This is a genomic window from Pseudomonas shirazica, assembly GCF_015168335.1.
Classification (GTDB): domain Bacteria; phylum Pseudomonadota; class Gammaproteobacteria; order Pseudomonadales; family Pseudomonadaceae; genus Aquipseudomonas; species Aquipseudomonas asiatica.
In genome coordinates, this window is sequence record NZ_CP063456.1 from 2,300,379 (window position 1) to 2,320,420 (window position 20,042).

Genomic DNA, 20,042 nt, shown 5'->3' on the forward strand with positions numbered 1-20,042 from the left:
TCAGGCCACGCGATAGGCGAAATCGCCATCGCTGCCCAGCTCGATCGCAAGACGCTGGATCGGCGTGTCCTGGGCCATGCGCTCGAGCACGCGCTGGGCGAGCTCGGGCATCAGGGTCTGGGACAGGATGTTGTCGATGTTGCGGGCACCGCTGTCGACCTCGGTGCAGCGCGCGGCGATGGCCTTGACCAACGCCTGGTCGTAGCTGAGCTCGGCCTGGTGGTTGCGGGCGAAGCGCTTGGCGATGCGTTCGAGCTTGAGGGCGACGATGCGCTCGAGGATCTGGTCCTGCACCGGGTAGAACGGCACGATGCTCAGGCGGCCGAGGAAGGCCGGCTTGAACACATGGTTGAGCTGGTCACGCAGGTCTTCGACGATCGCTGCGGGCGTCGGTAGCTCGGTGGCGTTCAGGCAGGTCTGCATGATGCGCTCGGTACCGGTATTGGAAGTGAGGATGATCACCGTGTTGCGGAAATTGATCTCGCGGCCTTCGCCATCGTCCAGCACGCCCTTGTCGAATACCTGGAAGAACAGTTCGAGCACGTCGGGGTGGGCTTTTTCCACCTCGTCGAGCAACACCACGCTGTACGGCTTGCGACGCACCGCCTCGGTCAGCACGCCGCCTTCGCCATAGCCGACATAGCCGGGAGGCGAGCCCTTGAGGCTCGAAACGGTGTGGGCTTCCTGGTACTCGGACATGTTGATGGTGATGAGGTTGCGTTCACCGCCGTACAGGGTATCGGCCAGGGCCAGCGCGGTTTCGGTCTTGCCGACGCCGCTGGGGCCAAGCAGCAGGAACACCCCGATCGGTTTGTTCGGGTCTTCCATGCGTGCGCGGGAAATCTTGATGCGCTTGCCGATTTCGTGCAGGGCGTGGTCCTGGCCCAGCACGCGCTCACCAAGCAGGGCCGGCAGGCGCTGCACGGTGTCGATCTCGTCACGCAGCATCTTGCCCAGCGGGATACCGGTCCAGCCGCTGATGACCTGGGCGATGGCGCCGCTGTCGACCAGAGCATGGACCAGGGGCTGGTCGCCTTGCACGCGGGCCAGTTCGGCACGCAGGGCGTTGAGCTGCTTGGCATCGGCCTCGCTGGCGGCGTCCAGCGCCTTGAGCTGTTCGACCAGTTCCAGCTCCTGTTGCCACTGCGTGTTCAACTGCTGCTCCCGCTGCTGCTCGGCCTGCAGGGCAGCCTGCAGCTCGCCCAGGCGGCGAGTGTGGTCGTGGCCTTTGCCGGCTTCGTGGCCGAGCACGGCGATTTCGGCCTGCAGGTTGTCGATCTGGCGGCGGCAGTCTTCCAGGGCGCCAGGTTGCGACGATTGCGCCAGGGCAATGCGCGCGCAGGCGGTGTCGAGCACGCTGACCGCCTTGTCGGGCAGCTGGCGGCCGGTGATGTAGCGGTTGGACAGGCGCACGGCCTGCACCAGCGCTTCGTCCATCACCGCTACCTTGTGGTGTTCGCGCATCTTGCCGAGCAGGCCGCGCAGCATGTGGATGGCTTTGTCTTCGTCGGGTTCTTCCACCTTGACCACCTGGAAGCGGCGGGCGAGGGCGGCGTCCTTCTCGAAGTACTTCTTGTATTCGGCCCAGGTAGTGGCGGCGATGGTGCGCAGCTCGCCACGGGCAAGGGCCGGCTTGAGCAGGTTGGCGGCATCGTTCTGCCCGGCCTGGCCACCGGAACCGATCAAAGTGTGGGCTTCGTCGATGAACAGGATGATCGGGTGCAGGCTGCGTTTGACCTCTTCGATCACTGCCTTGAGGCGGTTCTCGAACTCGCCCTTGACCCCGGCGCCGGCCTGCAGCAGGCCCAGGTCGAGGGTGTGCAGGGCCACATCCTTGAGCACCGCCGGCACGTCACCTTGGGCGATGCGCAGGGCCAGGCCTTCGACCACGGCGGTTTTGCCGACCCCGGCTTCGCCGGTGAGGATCGGGTTGTTCTGCCGACGGCGGGTAAGGATATCGACCATCTGCCTTACTTCGAACTCGCGGCCCAGCACCGGGTCGATGCGGCCTTCGCGGGCGCTCTGGGTGAGGTTGACCGTGTACTGGTCCAGCGCCGGGGTCTTGCCGCCTGCCTTGCTCGTACTGTTCACTGGCGCTGCCGGGCTGGCCAGCGGGCTGGCATGCCTGGACTCGGCGCTGCCTTCCACCAGCGCGGCAAGGTTCAGGCGCAGGTCATCGGCGTTGATTTTCTCCAGCTCCGGCGCCGAGGCGATCACCACGCGACGCAGTTCGGCATCATCGAGCAGGGCCTGCAGCAGGTGAGCGCTGCGCACCTGGCCGACGCCGTATTCGATCGATGCCAGCAACCAGGCCTGTTCGATCATGCGGGTGATGTGCGGCGACAGCGCCGGGGTGCGGGTATTACCTTTCTTGAAGGTGCCCAGGGCCGTGACCAGCTGCGCCTGCAGGCGCTCGGCGACTACTTCGTAGTGGCGCAGGATCGGCGCCAGGTCGCTGTCGATGTTGTCGAGCAACTGCAGCAGCAGGTGCTCCACCTCCACGTCGTAATGGTGCTCCGACAGGCACAGGGCCGCCGCGCTTTCCGTGGCCGTGCGGCTGGTTTCGTTGAGCTTGGCGAACAGAGACTTCAGGTTCACAAGGCGACCCCATCGTAAGGAATGTGGAAGACGGCGCAACGCGAAGGCTCCGCGTCACGACCAGGGCGTTTGAGCCAGCCCAGCCAGCCCAGGGCGACATTGCCACTGCGGCCCAGCTGGGCGCGTGGCACCGCCTCGCGCTTGAGGCGCGGGGCAATTTCGAAATCCAGTTCGGCGCCTATATAGAAGCGCACCAGCTCGACCAGCTTGCGGTAGCACGCGGTGCCCGGCTGGAAGCGCTGGTAATCGGCCAGGCTCAGCGGCCCCAGCTCGATGCGGATGCACGACTGGTAGTCCCAGACCCGGTTGCCGGCTACGGCGCTGTGGCCGAGCTGGGCATTGCGGCGGCCAAGCTGGGTGCATTGTTCGGGCTGCAGGTGCAGCCAGCGCCCGGCGAACTGGCGGACCTTGATCGGCAGCGAGAAATAGAAGCCGAGCATGCGTTCGAGGTTCAACGCGTTGCGCGGCTTCTGGCTGAGCAGGCCGGCAAAGTAGCTGAACAGCTCGCGGCGCAGCGCGGTTGGTTGCTGCTCGAACTTGAGTTGCTGCGCGCGCGGGCCGAGGCCGACCAGGTTGAGCAGGTAGCCATCGAAGCCCGAAGTGCCATTGCGCTCGTGCTCGATATGAAATTTGTACTTCTGCCAGGCCTCGTAGAACAGCGTGGTCATGCGGTGCGAGAAGATGTCGAGAAACGCGTGGGCGGCATCGTCGCGATACTGCACGTGGCGCTCCAGCAGCAGCTCGGTATACGGGCGCGGCAGTACGCCCGACGGCCCGACCAGGCCCATGAAGGTGACCTGCACTTCCGACAGCGGCAAGCCGGCCGGCGACACCTTGCCTTCGCGCTCGAAGTGCAGGTCGCTGACCTCGCTGGCCGGGAACGCCAGCGACAGCTGGGTACGAAAACGCAGCGGGTCTTCGTGCGGCCGGGTTGCCAGGTCCATGCGCCCGGTACGGCTGTAGTGCAGGCGGAGCAGGCGCACCAATTGAAAGAATTCGAATCGGTGCGGCTCGGCTCGGGCCTGATCGATCAGACCAGGGGCTGATCGCCGGTGCGTGCTGGCCATTGGACGACTCTCTTTTCTCGTTGTTGGGTGCGCAGGGTCAGTTGGGTGAAGCTGTTCATCGAGCAGTACTGGCCGAAGAAGTGGTCCAGCACCATGCCGAACAGGTACACGCCACTGCCGATGAACTGGCTTTCATCCAGGGTCAGCGTGATGCCGACGCCACGTACGAAGTTCGGCCGCGGGTGGCCGATGCGTGCGACCACCGGCTCGCTGCTGATCGCCTTGATGCCGTTGATCTGTTTGCGAATGGCGGAAACATTGCGGTAGTTGTACAGCGACAACAGCTCCAGCAGCACTTCGCGGCCCTGGCTGACCAGCGACATATGGTTCAGCGACAGGTGGGCGATCAACCGCCAGATCAGGCCCTTGCCCAGGGGCACACGCACCGTGGCGGTGGGCTTGCGCAGGCAGCGGATATCCTTGATCACCGAGTTGGCGGGAATGTTGAAGTCACCACGTTCGCCCCCGAACGGCAGCATCAGCGGTACATCGCGGTTGCTGCAGGTAAGGCCGATGCTGAGGGTGTCGCTGCTGGCGTCGATCAGCTCCAGGTCGCGGTCGACCACGCGGATGCTCATGGCGGTGGCGTCACCCTGGATGCGCCGGCGCGCCACCCAGAAGCTGCTGTGCGGGTCCTGCTCGCCACGGGGTTCGAAAAACGGGTGGCAGGTGGCGACCTGGTCGATGCCGCCGAGTTTGCGCACCCGCCGTACGCGGTCGATCGAGACGACTTCGGCAGCGTTGTGCAGCCGTGTATCGGGTGTGACCGGGTATTCGTGCTGGGTGTGGGTCAGCTTGATCGGCTCGGCTTGCTGGCGGAACAGGTTGATGATCGGTGTGCAGTTGAGCTTGAAGTTGTTGCGCCCGATGTTCTGGGTCAGCCGCGCCAGGCGCTCGCTGAGGTCGTAGTCGGAAAAATAGAAGTTGATCTCGACCTGCTCGATGGCCTTGCCCTGCAGAATGCGGGCAAAGCCGTTCAGGTCGAAGAACATGAACTTGTCGGGGAAGGTGAAGTACTCGTGCAGCAGGCGGTAGCCCAGGAACGAGCGCTCGGAGTAGTCCACCAGGCCTTCGTCACGGGCGTAGCCCACGGCTTTCAGGGCATCGGCCGGCAAGGCCACTTCGCGGCTGCGGCCCTGGTCCTGGAAGCTCAGGGTGGCCTTGGCCAGGTTGTTGAACAGCAGCTCGTACAGCTGCAGCATCAGGGTCGCCTCGCCGTCGAGGAAGAACCGCAGGCGGTCCAGTTCCATCTGCCCGAACAGGGCATCGCCGGTGGCTGCCAGGCGGATGCGCAGGCGTGCGACCAGGTCGGCGCTGTGGCCGTTGAAGGCCGAACGCTCCAGTTCGGCGAACGAGGCCTGCTGCACGGCAATCGGCCACAGCTCTACCGGGTAGCAGGTGCGGAACTTGCACACCACACCTTCCACGGCATTGGCATGCATCTCGGTATGGCGCGCCACCCGGTAGGCTTCGGTGACTTTCTCGTGCTTGCCCAGGCTTAGCTCGGCAATCGACATCGATGGGGTAGGGCGCAGGTAGTGTGGGTACAGCACCTCGAGGAAGGATTCGACGATTTCCGGAAACTCGTCATCGAGCTTCTTGTGCACCCGCGCAGACAGGAACGAGAACGCTTCGATCAAGCGCTCGGTGTGCGGGTCTTCGCAGTTGTCACCCTCGATCAACAGCCGCGAAGCGATTTTCGGGTACTGCGCGGCAAACTCCTGGCCGAGGAAGCGCAGGTGCGACAGTTCCTTTTCGTAGTAGGGCAGCAGTTCGTCGAGCATCAGTTGAGGTTCTGCACTTTGTATTCCTGGGTGTTGACCTGCAGCACGGCGTCGAATGACACTTGGCGGCTGATGTCCTGCAGACGCAACACGGCGTCCACGCGGAAGGTCAACATGCGGTGGCCGTTCTGCTGGGCCAGCAGCTGCACGCGGACACGGCGAAAGCGCCGGTCCCCTGTGCTGATCGCCCGCTCCAGTTGCTGCTGGATCAGGCGCCGATCATGCGGGTCGAGCACGCTGCGGCTGATGAAGTCGGGCATGCCGTATTCGAGGATGGAGCCACCGAGCTGGCTGTAGCCCTCCAGCTCTTCGGCGACCAGGCTCTGGCGAGTGTTCACCAGTACCTCCAGGTCACGGACGATGCTGGCCTTGTACTCGCTCAACGAGCAGGTGCGTTGCACGGCTGGCTCGGCCGACTGGTACGGACGGTCGTCCAGCAGTCGGTCGAGCAGCGAGGGCAGCAGGCGGGCCTGGTTACTCATGTGTCATCCCTGTACACACCGGCCTGTCAGCCGCGCGCGCCCTGTGGCAGCTCGGCAACCAGGCGCAGCGAAGCGGTCAGCTCATCCAGCTGGTAGTGCGGGCGCAGGTAGGTCACGGCCTTGTACACACCTGGCTTGCCCGGCACTTCGAACACTTCGGCGCGGGCTTCGCGCAGCGGGAACTTGGCCTTGGCTTCCTGGCTGGCGGTGTCGTCGAGCAGCACGTAGCTGGCCAGCCACTGGTTGAGGAAGCGCTCGACATCCATGCGCGAGGCGAAGCTACCGATCTTGTCGCGCATGATCGCCTTCATGTAGTGGGCGATGCGCGAAGTGGCGAAGATGTACTGCAGTTGGGCCGACAGGCGCGCGTTGGCGTTGGCGATGTCGGTGTTGTACTGCTTCTGCTTCTGCGCCGACTGGGTGCCGAAGAACGCGGCATAGTCGGTGCCCTTGCAGTGCACCAGGGGAATGAAGCCCAGGTCCGACAGCTCTTTTTCGCGGCGGTCGGTGATGGCGATTTCGGTCGGGCACTTGAGGGCGATTTCGCCGTCGTCGGTCTTGAAGGTGTGGGTTGGCAAACCTTCGACCAGGCCGCCACCTTCCACGCCGCGGATGGCCACGCACCAGCCGTAGCGGGCGAAGGCATCGGTAACGCGGGTGCCGAGGGCATAGGCAGCGTTCATCCACAGGTACTTGTTGTGGTCGCGGCCATCGACGCTTTCGACGAAGTTGAATTCCTCCACCGGGGTGGTGTCCGGGCCATACGGCAGGCGACCGAGCACGTGCGGCAGGGTAAGGCCGACGTAGCGCGAGTCTTCCGAAGCGCGGAACGACTTCCACTTGGCGTATTCCACGGTGTCGAAGATCTTCGCCAGGTCACGCGGGCCGGACATCTCGGTGAACGAGTCCCAGCCGAACAGCTCGGGGGAGGCGGCCGAAATGAACGGGGCATGGGCTGCTGCGGCGACGTGCGAGATCTCCTCCAGCAGGTACATGTCTTCGGGGTTGCGGTTGAACTCGTAATCACCGATCAGCATGCCGAAAGGCGCGCCGCCGAAGGTGCCGTACTCTTCTTCGTAGACCTTCTTGAACAGCGCGCTCTGGTCGAATTCGCTGGCGGCCTTCAGGTCGCGTACCAGGTCTTTCTTCGAGGCATTGAGCAGGTGGATCTTCAGCGTGGTGCTGGTCTCGGTCTGGTCTACCTGGTATTTCAGGCCGCGCCAGGAGGCTTCCAGCTGTTGAAACTCACGGGCGTGCATGATTTCGTTCATCTGCTCGGAAAGCATCGAATCGATCTCGGCGATACGCGAATCGAGCACGGCGATCAGGTCCTTGCTCGGGGTCATCTCGCCCTCGAGCACCTGGTTCACCAGTTCGCCAATCAGGTCGCGGGTGCGGTTGCGCTCGGTGTCGGAGCGGGCCACGCGGCTTTGCGAAATGATGCTGTCGAGCAACGATGCCTGTGGCGCGAAGTTTTCCACTTCGACCAGGTCGCCGGCCTGTTGCGGTGCGGTTTGCTTGTCGGTCATGTTCGGGCTCCTGCTCAGGCGCGATCGCTGCTGGATGGGTCTTTCACTTCGGCTTCACGGCCGAATTCCTTGCCCAGGGTCTTGAGCTTCTCGGTGTTCTGCAGCACGTCCATCAGCAGCTCTTCGAGCTTGTCGTTGCCGCCCATCTTGTTGCGCAGGTCGGCCAGCTTGTTGCGCACTTCCAGCAGCTTGCGCAGCGGCTCCACCTGCTTGACCACGTTCTGTGGCTCGAAGTCTTCGAGGCTGTTGAAGTTCAGCTCCACGCCCAGCTGGGTGCCGTTCTTGGCCAGGGTGTTGTCGACGCGGTAGGTCAGGCGTGGCTTGATGCCCTTGAGCACGCCGTTGAAGTTGTCGCGGTCGATGAACACGAACTTGCGGTCCTTGAGCTTGGGCAGGGGCTCCAGCGGGTTGCCGGAGAAGTCGCCCAGTACGCCGACGACGAAGGGCAGCTCCTTTTTCTCGATGGCATCGCCGATGTCCACGTCGTAGGTGATATGGACCCGAGGCGCGCGAACGCGGTCGAGTTTGTGCTGAGTGCTTTCCTTCTTCGCCATCGTGTTCTCCAGTGCGAGCAATTCGCTGCGAATCATTGCGCGGCCCGTTGCCGGGCGCTGCGCGTTACAGTCCTTCGATCGTCAGCAGCAGGCGCTGACGGATTTCGTCGTTCATTTCCAGGATGTTGTCGCGGCCCACCAGCTCTTCGAAGCTGGTGTTGCCGGCAATCTGCGTGCTGCTGCGGATGACCGAGTCGTCGGGCAGTTCAGAGCGCACCGGCGAGCTGATGACGCAGAACGGCAGGTCGCCAAAGCCCTTGAGGCGCTCGAAGCTCAGGCTGTAGCGCAGGCCCTCGAACAGCCGGCCAAGGCCAGGCGACTTGCTCAGGCAGTAGAACAGCACCAGGTAGTGCACCACGAAGCGGTACAGCTCGGCGCTGCTGCGGTTGGGGTCTTTGATGACGTTGCGAAACCGCGCCAGGTCGAAGGCTTGGAAGCCCACCACCCAGCGGGTCGGGCTGGTGATGCGGATGACCTGGCCGCTGTGTTCCAGGGCCTTGTCGTATTCCAGCGGGAACAGTTCGGGGGTGGTGCTGATCAGGTTCAGCGGTACTTCCAGCTCGGTGACCAGCTGGAACGGCGCGGCCGAGCCGATACGTTCGTAGAGTTCGACCAGGGCCTGGAAGTGGCCCTGGGTTTCGCGCCCGCTGCTGCGCTGGGCGCCTTGCAGGTATTCGCCAAACAGGGTTTGCGGACGGATCAGCGGTGCCACGGTGGCGAGGTAATCCGCCGCCTGCGCCTTCAGCGCATCGGAGATCGCCCGCGTCTGGCTACGCAGCTTGATCAGTGCTTCGACATCGAATGTCTGTGTCATCGGTGCATCGTCCATGTGCCTGCTTGATCGTCCTGAAACGCCAATGGCGTGGACCTGAAATTGCGCCTCTCGACGGCGGCAAACGTGAGTGCTGGCACATGAATATCGTGTTGCCAGCAATGCCGAGTAGGGCACCTCGCTGCGGAAGAAGTTCCCGCGAGGGGGGCGATTTTTTCCCTGTTTTGTGATGTGACGCAATGATGGCGCCATGCCATTGGTGAAGGGTTTCGAGTACGGGAAATGGGACTTTGGCCCCTAAAGTCAGGGGGCGGAAGTACTAAAAGGTCGGTAAAAATTGGCGTAAAAAGTTTTTTTCAAAAAGTGAAGCGGGTCTCATTTTTTGGCGTCGAGGTGATGGCATTCGACTGTCATCGCGACAAGTTTCAATGATGGCAATGCGACGGAATATGCCGCGCCAAAGCGGTTTGGCATGGGTTGCTACAGCGGCTTTGCAGCGGCCATGCGACCCTCGATTCCCCACTCCCACAACCACCCGAGCAAGGCGTGTAATTCATCGGTGGCCTCGATCAAAAGCGAGCCGTTTTCATACAGGACGGCATCGCTGAGCGTGCCCATGCCGTAGGGCATTTCGAAAACGCTCAAACGAACCTGCTCGGGGTCGCAGTGCACCCGTGAGTGGTAGCCTAGGAGCGTGTTGGCCCAGCTTGAGTAACCACCATCGCGCAGCAGCAAGGTTGCTGCTCGTGCCAGTACCGCCGAGATTTCGGTCAGATCCCAGGTGCAGGGGGCAGCCGTGCCTCGCTGGGTGCCAGGTTGCATCATCAAGAGGTGGTCCAGTTCGCGGCGGCGGCATCGGACGACCATGGGCAGTCCAGCCGATGGATCCTGTAGCCATGCCGTGTATCGGGCCTTGTCGATACAGTAATACTCTTCGTAATCGGCCAGTGCGTTGCTGACCGGGATCGACAGGTAGCACTGCTGTGAAGTCAGTTCTATCCCTAGCGAAAAGCGGTGCTCGCGGCTGGTGTAGGTGTCGTTGAATTTCATGCTGGGAAGCGCCTTCGAGGTAAGCAGCTAGCGGCCATCCACCTGGACGCAGATGTTCTGCTTGCCCACGATCTTGCATGGCCAGTTATCGTTGATGTAGCTGTCTGGCGTGAAGCACACGCGCTCATCGTTAACCCAGAACATTTGCCATCCAGAACCCGAGATGCGCAGCTTGGGGCACGACCAGTAGCCTTTGGCGGAGAGTGTGGCAGTGGTCAGCGCGATCATGACAGGCGCTACGACCATGAGTGCAACCGTCAATTGCATCGAGCGTAGTTGGAACGCGTAGAGCCAGGACTTTTTGGGCGGGTCGAATTTCTGACCGGTCCAGGCGGCGATCAAGCATCCCGCCACCATTATCGGCGTGAACGGCAATGCCGCGATCGAGAAGAATGACATCAGGGGCGTTTCCACGACCGGTGCATGCCTCCAGATACGACCGTAAAGCGGGACGATTTCAGTCCAGAGCACGTAGACGCCAAGTGCCCCTACGGCCAGTAGGCAAAGGGCCAGGCCAATGCCCGCCAGTTTGAAAAGGAACGGGGATCGTACATGGAGTTCGGCATGATTCTTCACGGTAGCCTCTGCGTTCCTTTCTGCATCGGTCTAGTCTCTGCTGCTGCCTGCACGGGGCGTTGTCAGTGAGCAACCGGTTCAGCAGAATGTTCGCATGGATGAGCGCAACCTACAGCAAGGAATGAGCATGATCGACCTGAGAAGCCCGGATGCAACCCTGAGCGAGTACGCCCGGCGTTATGTCGACCTGCTACCCGAGTGGTCGCCGCAGTTGCAGCAGCGCATGGACTACACGTTGGCGCCCGATGCCCCCAGGCTGCGGCGTATCAAGCCCGCCTGGTTGAGCGACAGGCCCTGCACGTTGTCACCGGAGCAAGCGTTGGACCGTGCGCAAGGCGCACTGTTGGGACTGGCGATTGGCGATGCGGTAGGCACCACTCTGGAGTTCCAGCGCCGCGATCAGGGGCAGGTCAGCGACATGGTCGGCGGCGGTCCTTTCCGCCTGGCGCCGGGTGAGTGGAGCGACGATACCAGCGGCTTTGAGGGCCCTGAAGGCACGTGAGGCAAAAAAGAACTGTCGATACACCTTCAGGGATGTAGAAGCTATTAGCGCCCTGCGCGCCGCTTCGTGGCTGGGCAGGCTTTTTGCTGTCAGAGCGAACGGCGAGTGAGGAGTATTAGCGCTGCGCTGATGGATTGAGAAAAGCACGAAGCCTGAATGCTTTTGGCGGTCCGCGTCCCCTCGGTAGTTATTTTTCTCCAGGCAGGCGAATCTTCAGGCCGTTGGCGGATTGCTCTGCAATGTAATAAACATGAAGCAATGCCTCGGCGAGGGCTTCGTCCGTGGGTTCAAATTCTTTAGCCGCGATAGCACCAATCGTCAGTCTGTGCAGCTTCGATTTATCCTTCTCCGTACCGTCGAACACGGCCCTGATGTACTTCAGCTGATCGATGACGGTGGCATAGATAGTAAAGCCAGGGGTGCGATTTTGGCGGTCAATGGCGAGTGCGAGCGCTTTGTCTACATACTCGAGTGGTGTAGTAGGTTTCATGTTAATCACCTGGGCTTACCAACTTGAATGTAGTGATCCGGCTTGAAGCACACCCGGTCATCATTGACCGCGTCCCGCAAGTGCCATTACGGCCGCGTTCGCGATGGCCATTTGCCGGAATTGGCCAGTGGCGAAAAATTTGAACCAATCCACGTTATGAAACATTTTTCTCCGCCAGTGGAGCTGATGCGTCAGGTAGCGAGACAGTTCGAGTTGGAGCTGTCAGGCATGGGCTCTGATCGACACCTCAAGGACCTTCTGCGACGGGCCGTTCGGCGATAGCCGGGGCGCTTCCGGGCGCCAGTGAGGAATATCAAAGATGGCGATATGACATTGCCTTGCAGGGCGGTATTGCCCGGTTTTCTAGGCCTGTAGTGAGTTGACAGGGCAGCTTTTGCCGGTGTTTCCTTTGGGCCTTTCTGCCTGCCTGGCATTCGGGAATGTGAACCATGTCGCATTAATTTCAATGCATGATGGCACTTTCCTTTCTGCAGGCAGTCGCATGATTCCGCAGAGCACGCGCGTTATGCGCGCATGCAGAATACGCCCGCAAGATCAGGGTTGCAGCTGAGCATCGCAAGCGCGTGCTGGCCGTGTTTTCAAGGAGATTTCGCATGATCATGGACCTGGCCTCCGCGCTGCTGTCGCCGCAGAACCGCCGCCTGTTCAAGTTTCACAACCTGGCCAACCCCGAGCAGGAACTGCTGCTGGAAACCTTCAAGGGCACCGAAGCCCTGTCGCGGGCGTTCAACTACGAACTGCTGCTGGTCTGCGAAGACTCCGGCGTGCCGCTCAAATCCATGATGGGCCAGCATGTCAGCATCGAGATCGAACTGGCCGAAGGCGGCCCGCGCTACATAACCGGCTACCTCACGCGCTTTGCCAGCATCGGCAGCGACGGCGGCATGGCGCGCTATACCGCAACCCTCAACCCGTGGTTCTCGATGCTGAAGAACCGCTTCGACACGCGGATCTTCCAGGGCAACACGGTCGAGGAAGTGGTTACCGAAGTGTTCGCCCTGTGCCCGGCGTTCTCTCGTCACGAGTTCCGCCTGACCCGTCCGCAGAAGCGCTACACCTACATCACCCAGTACCGTGAAACCGACTTCAACTTCGTCCAGCGCCTGCTGGAGGAAGAGGGGATGTTCTACTACTTCGAGCACACCGCCGAAGGCCACACCATGATCATCTGCGATGACTCCAGCACGCTGGTGGACATCCCCGAGCAACCGCAAATCCGCTTCCACAGCGCCTCGGTCACCGAGACTGCCGACTCCATCACCCAGTGGAGCGGCAACCGCCAGTTGCAGTCCGGCAAGATGGCCACGCAGACCTTCGACTACCGCCAGCCCAACAACCGCCTGCCGGTGGCGCTGAACAGCGTGAACAAGCAGGGCGATGTCGAGAACTTCGAGATCTACGACTTCCCCGGCCAGTACACCCACGGCACCTACGACGAGGGCGAAACCCTGCTGCGCCTGCGCATCGAGGCGCTGGAGCTGCGCGGCAAGAAGTTCGAAGGTGCCAGTAACTGTCGGGCCATGAAGCCGGGCTACACCTTCGAGCTGCTGCAGCACTACATCCACGACCAGGGCCCGGTAGAAGACCGCCAGTTCCTGCTGATGAGCGTGGAAAGCGAAGGCCACAACAACTACCTTACCGGCCAGCAGGCCAGCTACTTCAACACCTTCAGTTGCGTGCGCAAGAAGATCCCGTTCCGCCCGCAGCTGAGCACGCCCAAGCCGACCATCGCCGGCCCGCAGACCGCGATCATCGTCGGCCCACCGGGTGAGGAGATCTTCACCGACGAACTGGGCCGGGTGAAGATCCAGTTCCACTGGGACCGCAATGGCAAGTACAACGACCACAGCTCGTGCTGGGTACGCGTCGCCCAGTCCGGTGCCAGCGGTGGCTTCGGCAGCATCCAGATCCCACGTGTAGGCGACGAAGTGGTGGTGGTGTTCCTCGACGGCAACCCCGACCGCCCGCTGATCATGGGCAGCCTGTACAACAGCACCAACACCCCGCCATGGTCGCTGCCGGCAAACAAGACCCAGAGTGGCTTCCTGACCCGGTCGATGAAGGGCGACGGCGGTACCGCCAACTTCTTCCGCTTCGAGGACAAGGCCGGCGCCGAGCAGATCATCATGCATGCCGAGCGCAACATGGATACCGAGATCGAGCTGGATGAGACCCATGATGTGGGGAACAACCGCACGATTACGGTGGGTGGGGCGCACAAGGAAATTATCAAGAAAGATACGGTGGTGAATGTCACGGAAGGTAGTTACACGCTGAAGGTGGACAACAACCTCATTCAGGTCAGCGCCATGGAGAGCATTCTGCTCGAGGTCGGCACCAGCAAGATCACGATCAAGCCAAACAAAATCACCATCGAAGCAGACAGCATCGACATTCTTGGCAAGAACACCTTTGTCAAAGGTGACCGGGTCGATATCAACGAGTAGGGCGCACAGTGATGGTCAGAGCAAATATCTACGACAGGCTCTCGCAGAGGCGGGAGGCCGCTGAGGCGCTCGCCCGTCAGCAAGCGGACGAGGCACGCATCGCAGCGGAGTCTGCGATCGAGGTTTCGCAGCAGCCACCCGCGCTGTTTATGAATGCGGAAAACAATGCCCTGCGCATTGCGGGTTTGAATCTGCTCATGCCGCAAGGTTTCGCTTTTCGCGATATCGACACCACGCTGGAGTTTGCAGGTTGTCATGTGCAATTTGGCGCTCGCCGCCGGCGAGCCTCTGAAGGCCTTGAACTAGACAAGGCAGCAGAAATATTTACCAGGAAACTGCGCGAGAGCCATTCGGATATTGACCTGGTGCGCCAGGCATCTACGGTGCTGGCGGGCCACCCTGCCGTCAGCCTCGACTATCAGTTCAACGTTGGCCAGGAGCGCCGTCACGGCCGTTCCGTTTGCACGCTTATCGTTTCTGCGGACGGCAACGAACGGCAGTGGCTGACTGTGTTTACTGTGATCGACCCGAGTAAATCGCAATTGGCCGACTGGCTAATCGCATTCGACGCGATGCTCGCCGGCATGACAGCGCAGTAACGCTCAAATTTTTTCACGTTTTCATGGAATATACAGTCAATGGATTATCAACTGCAGGAAGGATCTATCACGTTGCCGGAAGGCTTCCAGGATCGCACAGTCAACATGTTCGTTCTGGGGAACAGCATTCCCGCACCACTGAATATCACACTTTCGCGCGACAACCTGCTCCCGGCAGAAGACATGACTGCGTATATCGATCGCCAGATCAAGTTGATTGCCGCCAAGCTTCGCGGCTACACCCTGTTGGGCAAAAAAACGGCACAACTTTCAGCCAGTAAGCCGCTGGCAGGTGTTCAGATCGATGCGTATTACCTGAACGATGGTCGGCCGCTGTATCAGCGCCAGGCTGCTTTCGAGATTGCCCCGGGGCGTATTCTGGTGTTTTCCACCACCAGCCAGGCCGACTTTAGCAGCAAGCAGGACGAGAGTTGGCTGCAGTTGTTGAACAGCTTTGAGCCGCGCCAGAGCACCGCGGAAACCTCCGAAAACGCCGATCAGGAATGATCTCATGTTCGAAGCTGCGCGTTGGGGTGATGAGATTGAACACACCGGTGCCCTGGCTGGGTTCCTTGCTGGTGCGGTGATCGGATTGGCGATAGCGGCCGCTGCCGCTTTCATGATCTGCACGGGTGGTTTGGGTGGTGTTCTGCTGGGTGCGGTCATCGGTTTGGGCGCAAGCATGATCCCGATGCTTGGCGAAAAGTTCGGGTCATCATTTAGTTCACCTGCGGGGCAGATTGAGCTCGCAGGGTGCTCTACGAATGTTTTCATCAACAACCGCAACGCAGCGCATGCCGAACTGAGTACCGCCAAATGTGACAAGCATCCTCCACCTGTTCGGGTCGCGGAAGGGTCGTCCAATGTATTCATCAACGGTGTTGCAGCTTCACGCAAAGGTGACAAGCTGACCTGCGGTGCCAAGATTTCCGGTGGGTCAAACAACGTCTTCATTGGTGGTGGCACAAGTCGCTACTTGCCCGTTGATGAGGAAGTGCCGGAATGGCTGCGAGTGACGGTTGACGTCTTGATGATTGTGGCGTCCATGGGGCGGTCGATAGCTTCGGTCTACCGTCTGGGCTTGCAGGCGGGTCTCAAGGCCGCCGGCCCGTGTGCATTGCGCGTAGGTGCGTCGATTGCAGGGAGCTATCTTGCCGGTCGATTCATTATCGGGCCCGCAATTGAACGTGCCATCGGAGGCTTCGTTGGTAACCCTGTTGATCTGACCAACGGGCGCAAGCTGCTCGGTGATGAAACAGACTTCGTTCTGCCAGGCCTGATGCCTATCGAATGGTCGCGTTTCTATGCCAGTGACCTCACCGTAGAGAGTGTTCTGGGGCAAGGCTGGATATTGCCTTGGGAGCAGAGCCTGCGCCGTAGTGGCGGCTTTGTCTATCACACCGACAATCAAGGCCGCAGCGTTCCGTTCATCGACCTGGAACCGGGCGAAAGCATCTACAACCCTCATGAGCACATACACCTCGTGCGCACCGAGGGCGGGCATTACATCCTGCAGACGCTCGACAACGTCTTTTTCTACTTTGGCGAAGTGCCGAATGACAATACGGGCGTGCCTTTGCAGCGCCTGGAAAACGCATTGGGCCACTATCTTCACTTCACCCGCAGTGCTGACGGTCGCCTGACGGACATCACTGCACCAGGGGCCGTTCGCGTTCACCTGCACTACGACAATCCGCTCGGTCGCCTTACCGACGTCAAGCGGGTGGTCGGTGAAAGCGCCGTCGAAACGCTGGTGCGTTACCGGTACGACGATAACGGCCAGCTTACTGAAGTAATCAACCGCAACGGCGATTCGGTACGCCATTTCGGCTATGCCGAAAACCTCATGACCCGCCACAGCAATGCCCTGGGCCTGATCTGCGAATACCGCTGGGAATCCGAAGGCGGTAAACCGCGCGTAGTCGAGCACTGGACCAGCGACGGCGAGCACTATCACTTCCGTTACGACTTCGCCCAGCGCACCAGTTGGGCAACTGACGTGCTGGGCCGTGAACTGGAGATCCAGTACAACGAGGACAATCGCGTCATCGCCAGCCGTGACTTTGGCGGTGAACGCTATGGCATGGACTTGGACGCCTCCGGCAATCTCGTTGGCATCAAGTTGCCCGACGGCAATCGCCTGGCGCTCAAATACGATGAATTCTCTCGGCTGGTCGAGGAAACCGACCCGCTGGGCCGCAAGATCAGCTACAAACATCACCTCGCCACGCCACTGGTCACCGAAACCCGATTCCCCGACGGCAGCGTGTGGCAGTCGCGCTACGACGACAAAGGCAACCTGATCACCGAGATCGACCCGCTGGGCAACAAGACTCAGTACCTCAACAGCGATGACGGCCTGCCGCACACGATCATCGATGCCAACTTCAAGTCCAAGTACCTGTGGTGGAACGCCTACGCCCAGGTCGAACGCTTCGAGGACTGCTCGGGCAAGAGCACCTGGTACCGCTACGACGAACGCCAGCACCTGATCGCGGTGACCGATGCGCTGAACCAGACCACTTCGCTGGAACGCAAACCCGACGGTGAAGTGCTGCGCATCCATCACCCGGATGGCACTGCCGAACGCTTCACCTACAACACCCTCGGCCAGGTGCTGACGCACACTGATGGCAAAGGCCAGACCACCTGCCTGCAGCGCACCTCGCGCGGCTTGCCGAGCAGCCGCCAGGACGCCAAGGGCGAGTGGGTCCGTTACGAGTACGACAAGGCCCTGCGCCTGACCGCACTGGTCAACGAGAACGGTGCAGCCTACCGCTTTGCCTACGACGCTTCGGACCGCCTGAGCGAAGAAGTGCGGGTGGATAACCTGACCCGGCGCTTCGGCTACGACGCTGGCGGCCATCTGGTGCGCATGGACGAGATTGGCTACGGCGACAACGGCGAGCGGCCAGAGCGCAACACGCTGTTCGAACGTGATGCCATTGGCCGGCTGATGGCCAAGGTCAACCGCGATGCCCGACAGGATTTCGAATACGACGATGCCGATCGGCTGCTGAGCATTCAGCGCCAGCCGAGCAGTGCGGGCAAGCAGTTGGGCATCACCGAAGAGACATTGAGCTACAGCTACGACCTGCTCGGACGACTGACGCAGGAGCTGACCCCGGGTGGTGCACTGAACTATGAATACGACCCGCTCAGCAACCTGACCACATTGACCCTGCCGGATGGTCGCAAGGTCAACCACCTGTACTACGGCAGCGGGCACCTGCACCAACTGAACCTGGACGGCCAGGTGATCAGCGACATGGAGCGTGATGACCTGCACCGCGAGGTGTACCGGACCCAGGGCAAGCTCACCAGTTGCTTTGGCTATGACGCCATGGGGCGCAAGGCTTGGCAGTTTGCCTCGAACTTGCCGGCCGACAAGCTCTCGCAGGTGCACAATACCGGTATCAATACCTCGTTGCTGGTCGAGCATGCCTACAACCCGATTCACCGCCGTTACCAGTACGACCCGGCGGGTGAGCTGGTGCGCACGCTGGACAAGCTGCGTGGCGAGATCAAGTACGAGTACGAAGCCAACGGGCAGTTGCGCAGCCGCGATACCGGTTCACTGGTGGGCAGCGAGGAATTCCGCTACGACGCGGCGGCCAACCGGCTGGACTTTAATGCGCGACAGTTCGCCAAGGTCAAGGACAACCGGATCAGGCAGTGGCGGGATCAGGAGTACCGTTACGACCCGTGGGGCAACCTGATCGAGAAGCGCTCGGGGCACAGCAAGGTGCAGCACTTTAGCTATGACTGCGAGAACCGGCTGGTGCGGGCGGAGACGCTGGTCAATGGCAAGCTGGAGAGTACCGGGCACTACCGTTACGACAGCCTGGGGCGACGGGTTGCCAAGCAAGCGGAAATCAACGGCGAAGTCGAACAGAAGCGCTTCCTCTGGCAAGGCTTGCGGATGCTGCGCGAAGAGACGCCGGGGCAGAGCATCCTGTACCTGTATGAGCCGGGTAGCTATGCGCCATTGGCGCGGGTCGATCAGACGGAAGGGGAAGAGCAGAAGGTCTATTACTTCCATACTGACCAGATCGGCACGCCGCTAGAACTGACGAACAGCGATGGCAAGATCGTTTGGCAGGCGACGTATCGCTCGTGGGGGGCGGTTGAGCATCTAACCGTTAATGAGGTCAAGCAGAATCTTCGTTTCCAAGGCCAATACTTTGATGACGAAACTGGACTTCATTACAACACATTTAGATTCTATGATTGTGAGATCGGGCGATTCCTCTCGCAGGATCCAATAGGACTAGCAGGCGGTATAAATATCTACTCGTACACTATTAATCCTGTTCAGGAAATTGACCCGCTGGGATGGTGTTCGACGAAACTGGGTAATAATATGGGGGCGAGGAAAGGAGATGGAATGGCGAACCATCATCTTATTCCAGAGGAGGTTCTTAGTAATCCACAATATGCTAGGATGTTTGACAGGCTTAAGTCTATGGGTTTCAATGGGGACGGGGCATCGAATGGGATCTTTTTGCCTGGTAGCAAAAATCTAACTCAGCGTATAGATCTTCCTGGTCATTGGTCAAACCATGGGCAGTATACCGCAGCGATTGAGTCTAAAGTTTCTAGATTGAATGATTTCTTTGAGGCCGGAGTTCTGTCCGATACTCAGTTGGCTCTAGGCATTGGGAAGATACAAAATTTTGCCAGAGAAGGGCTTGAAGCTAATAAGTTCGTTGTGGATGCGGTTACGGGGCGATTGCTATGAGTCTGAATGAAAAAAAATATTATGTAATGCACTATGACTCGTCAGATGACGGATGTCCAATTAGTTTGGCTGGCTTCTTTAATTGCGAAAGGTTTGAGTGGTCTCCGTACGAACTAGATCCTGAAAGGCTGGAGATAAGAAATAAATATCGCCTTAGCCTTTCAGGATTGGAAATGGACGTCGATTCATTGGATTTCGATTTCTATCAGGTCGGTGCGACGTATGTTTCACGCAAGTTTTTAGATGTTTGCGACTTGTTTGGTTCCAAGTATAGAGCCATTCCGCTTGAGATCTCGCTTGGCGATAAAATTAGAAAGGACGATTTTTTTATATTTCTTCCCGGGGAAAGTTTGCCGGCTCTCGATAAGTATTGCTCCGTATATGAATTGGCGAAGGATCTAGAGACAGGGGAAGTTGTCAATAGTCCATTGTTCCCGGGCGAGGTGAGTGTTAGCAGGATTGATTCATTTGTAATTTCCGCTGGTGTTAAAAGTGATGTTTTTCGCTGTCAGGAAACGCTGCAGCTGTTTTGTAGTGACCGATTTAAAGCAGCAGCGACCCTTCTTAAAGGGATCTCATTTGCTCCGGTGGATGAAACCTATAGGTATGATCCTTGGGCGGAATTTGATGACCTTTAGTAAGTTTGAGGGATAAGTAGGCTCCGATTGCTTACGGATTCCGGTGCTCAGCGACATGGAATGTGACGACCTGCACCGTGAGGTCTACCGCACCTAGGGCAAGCTCACCAGCTGCTTCGGTTATGACGCGATGGAGCGCAAGGCCTGGCAGTTTGCCTCGAATTTGCCGGCCGACAAGCTCTCGTAGGTGCA

General features: G+C 60.0%; 15 protein-coding genes and 1 pseudogene. 6 read left to right on the top strand and 10 right to left on the bottom strand.

Going from position 1 to position 20,042, the window contains the following annotated elements; all coding sequences use genetic code 11:
- From tssH to IMX18_RS10500, 9 genes are all read right to left on the bottom strand, one after another.
- Window positions 1–2,598, bottom strand: coding sequence for a type VI secretion system ATPase TssH (gene tssH, locus IMX18_RS10460; protein WP_217191349.1), 2,598 nt, complete (start codon window positions 2,596–2,598; stop codon window positions 1–3).
- On the bottom strand, window positions 2,595–3,665 hold the full coding sequence (gene tssG, locus IMX18_RS10465) for a type VI secretion system baseplate subunit TssG (RefSeq protein WP_015270493.1): 1,071 nt from the start codon (window positions 3,663–3,665) through the stop codon (window positions 2,595–2,597). The genes tssH and tssG overlap by 4 nt, the downstream gene beginning before the upstream one ends.
- Window positions 3,629–5,449: a type VI secretion system baseplate subunit TssF gene (gene tssF, locus IMX18_RS10470; RefSeq protein ID WP_013972750.1), complete on the bottom strand. Its 1,821-nt coding sequence runs from the start codon at window positions 5,447–5,449 to the stop codon at window positions 3,629–3,631. The genes tssG and tssF overlap by 37 nt, the downstream gene beginning before the upstream one ends.
- The gene (gene tssE, locus IMX18_RS10475; protein ID WP_013972749.1) at window positions 5,449–5,931 is read right to left on the bottom strand and encodes a type VI secretion system baseplate subunit TssE; all 483 of its coding nucleotides are present in this window, start codon (window positions 5,929–5,931) and stop codon (window positions 5,449–5,451) included. Before tssE ends, tssF begins: the two co-directional genes overlap by 1 nt.
- Window positions 5,932–5,957: 26 nt before the next feature.
- Window positions 5,958–7,460: a type VI secretion system contractile sheath large subunit gene (gene tssC, locus IMX18_RS10480; RefSeq protein WP_015270492.1), complete on the bottom strand. Its 1,503-nt coding sequence runs from the start codon at window positions 7,458–7,460 to the stop codon at window positions 5,958–5,960.
- Between the two features lie 14 nt (window positions 7,461–7,474).
- Window positions 7,475–8,014, bottom strand: coding sequence for a type VI secretion system contractile sheath small subunit (tssB, locus tag IMX18_RS10485; protein WP_012272397.1), 540 nt, complete (start codon window positions 8,012–8,014; stop codon window positions 7,475–7,477).
- A gap of 64 nt (window positions 8,015–8,078) precedes the next feature.
- On the bottom strand, window positions 8,079–8,828 hold the full coding sequence (locus tag IMX18_RS10490) for a hypothetical protein (protein WP_217191347.1): 750 nt from the start codon (window positions 8,826–8,828) through the stop codon (window positions 8,079–8,081).
- Between the two features lie 438 nt (window positions 8,829–9,266).
- Window positions 9,267–9,836 carry a hypothetical protein gene (locus IMX18_RS10495; protein ID WP_217191345.1) on the bottom strand — a complete coding sequence of 190 codons (570 nt, stop codon included), beginning with the start codon at window positions 9,834–9,836 and terminating at the stop codon, window positions 9,267–9,269.
- Window positions 9,837–9,863: 27 nt separating this feature from the next.
- Window positions 9,864–10,412, bottom strand: coding sequence for a hypothetical protein (locus tag IMX18_RS10500; protein ID WP_054573238.1), 549 nt, complete (start codon window positions 10,410–10,412; stop codon window positions 9,864–9,866).
- A gap of 127 nt (window positions 10,413–10,539) precedes the next feature.
- Between IMX18_RS10500 and IMX18_RS10505 the strand changes: the two are divergent.
- Window positions 10,540–10,887 (top strand): annotated as a pseudogene (locus IMX18_RS10505) (ADP-ribosylglycohydrolase family protein); the annotation flags it as partial.
- A gap of 214 nt (window positions 10,888–11,101) precedes the next feature.
- Here IMX18_RS10505 and IMX18_RS10510 read toward each other — a convergent pair.
- Window positions 11,102–11,404, bottom strand: coding sequence for an immunity protein Tsi6 family protein (locus IMX18_RS10510; RefSeq protein ID WP_191472670.1), 303 nt, complete (start codon window positions 11,402–11,404; stop codon window positions 11,102–11,104).
- A 614-nt stretch (window positions 11,405–12,018) separates the two neighbouring features.
- On the opposite strand from IMX18_RS10510, the gene IMX18_RS10515 reads away from it, so the two are divergent.
- The 5 genes from IMX18_RS10515 to IMX18_RS10535 are packed head-to-tail and all read left to right on the top strand — an operon-like array spanning window position 12,019 to window position 19,850.
- Window positions 12,019–13,872 (top strand): type VI secretion system Vgr family protein, encoded by a 1,854-nt coding sequence (locus IMX18_RS10515; RefSeq protein ID WP_191472672.1) that lies wholly within the window; start codon window positions 12,019–12,021, stop codon window positions 13,870–13,872.
- Window positions 13,873–13,883: 11 nt separating this feature from the next.
- Window positions 13,884–14,471: a hypothetical protein gene (locus IMX18_RS10520; RefSeq protein WP_191472674.1), complete on the top strand. Its 588-nt coding sequence runs from the start codon at window positions 13,884–13,886 to the stop codon at window positions 14,469–14,471.
- 39 nt (window positions 14,472–14,510) lie between these two features.
- Window positions 14,511–14,978, top strand: coding sequence for a DcrB-related protein (locus IMX18_RS10525; protein WP_191472676.1), 468 nt, complete (start codon window positions 14,511–14,513; stop codon window positions 14,976–14,978).
- A 4-nt stretch (window positions 14,979–14,982) separates the two neighbouring features.
- Window positions 14,983–19,212, top strand: coding sequence for an RHS repeat-associated core domain-containing protein (locus IMX18_RS10530; RefSeq protein WP_191472677.1), 4,230 nt, complete (start codon window positions 14,983–14,985; stop codon window positions 19,210–19,212).
- Window positions 19,209–19,850 carry a hypothetical protein gene (locus IMX18_RS10535; RefSeq protein WP_039613659.1) on the top strand — a complete coding sequence of 214 codons (642 nt, stop codon included), beginning with the start codon at window positions 19,209–19,211 and terminating at the stop codon, window positions 19,848–19,850. Before IMX18_RS10530 ends, IMX18_RS10535 begins: the two co-directional genes overlap by 4 nt.
- The last annotated feature ends 192 nt before the right edge of the window (window positions 19,851–20,042 follow it).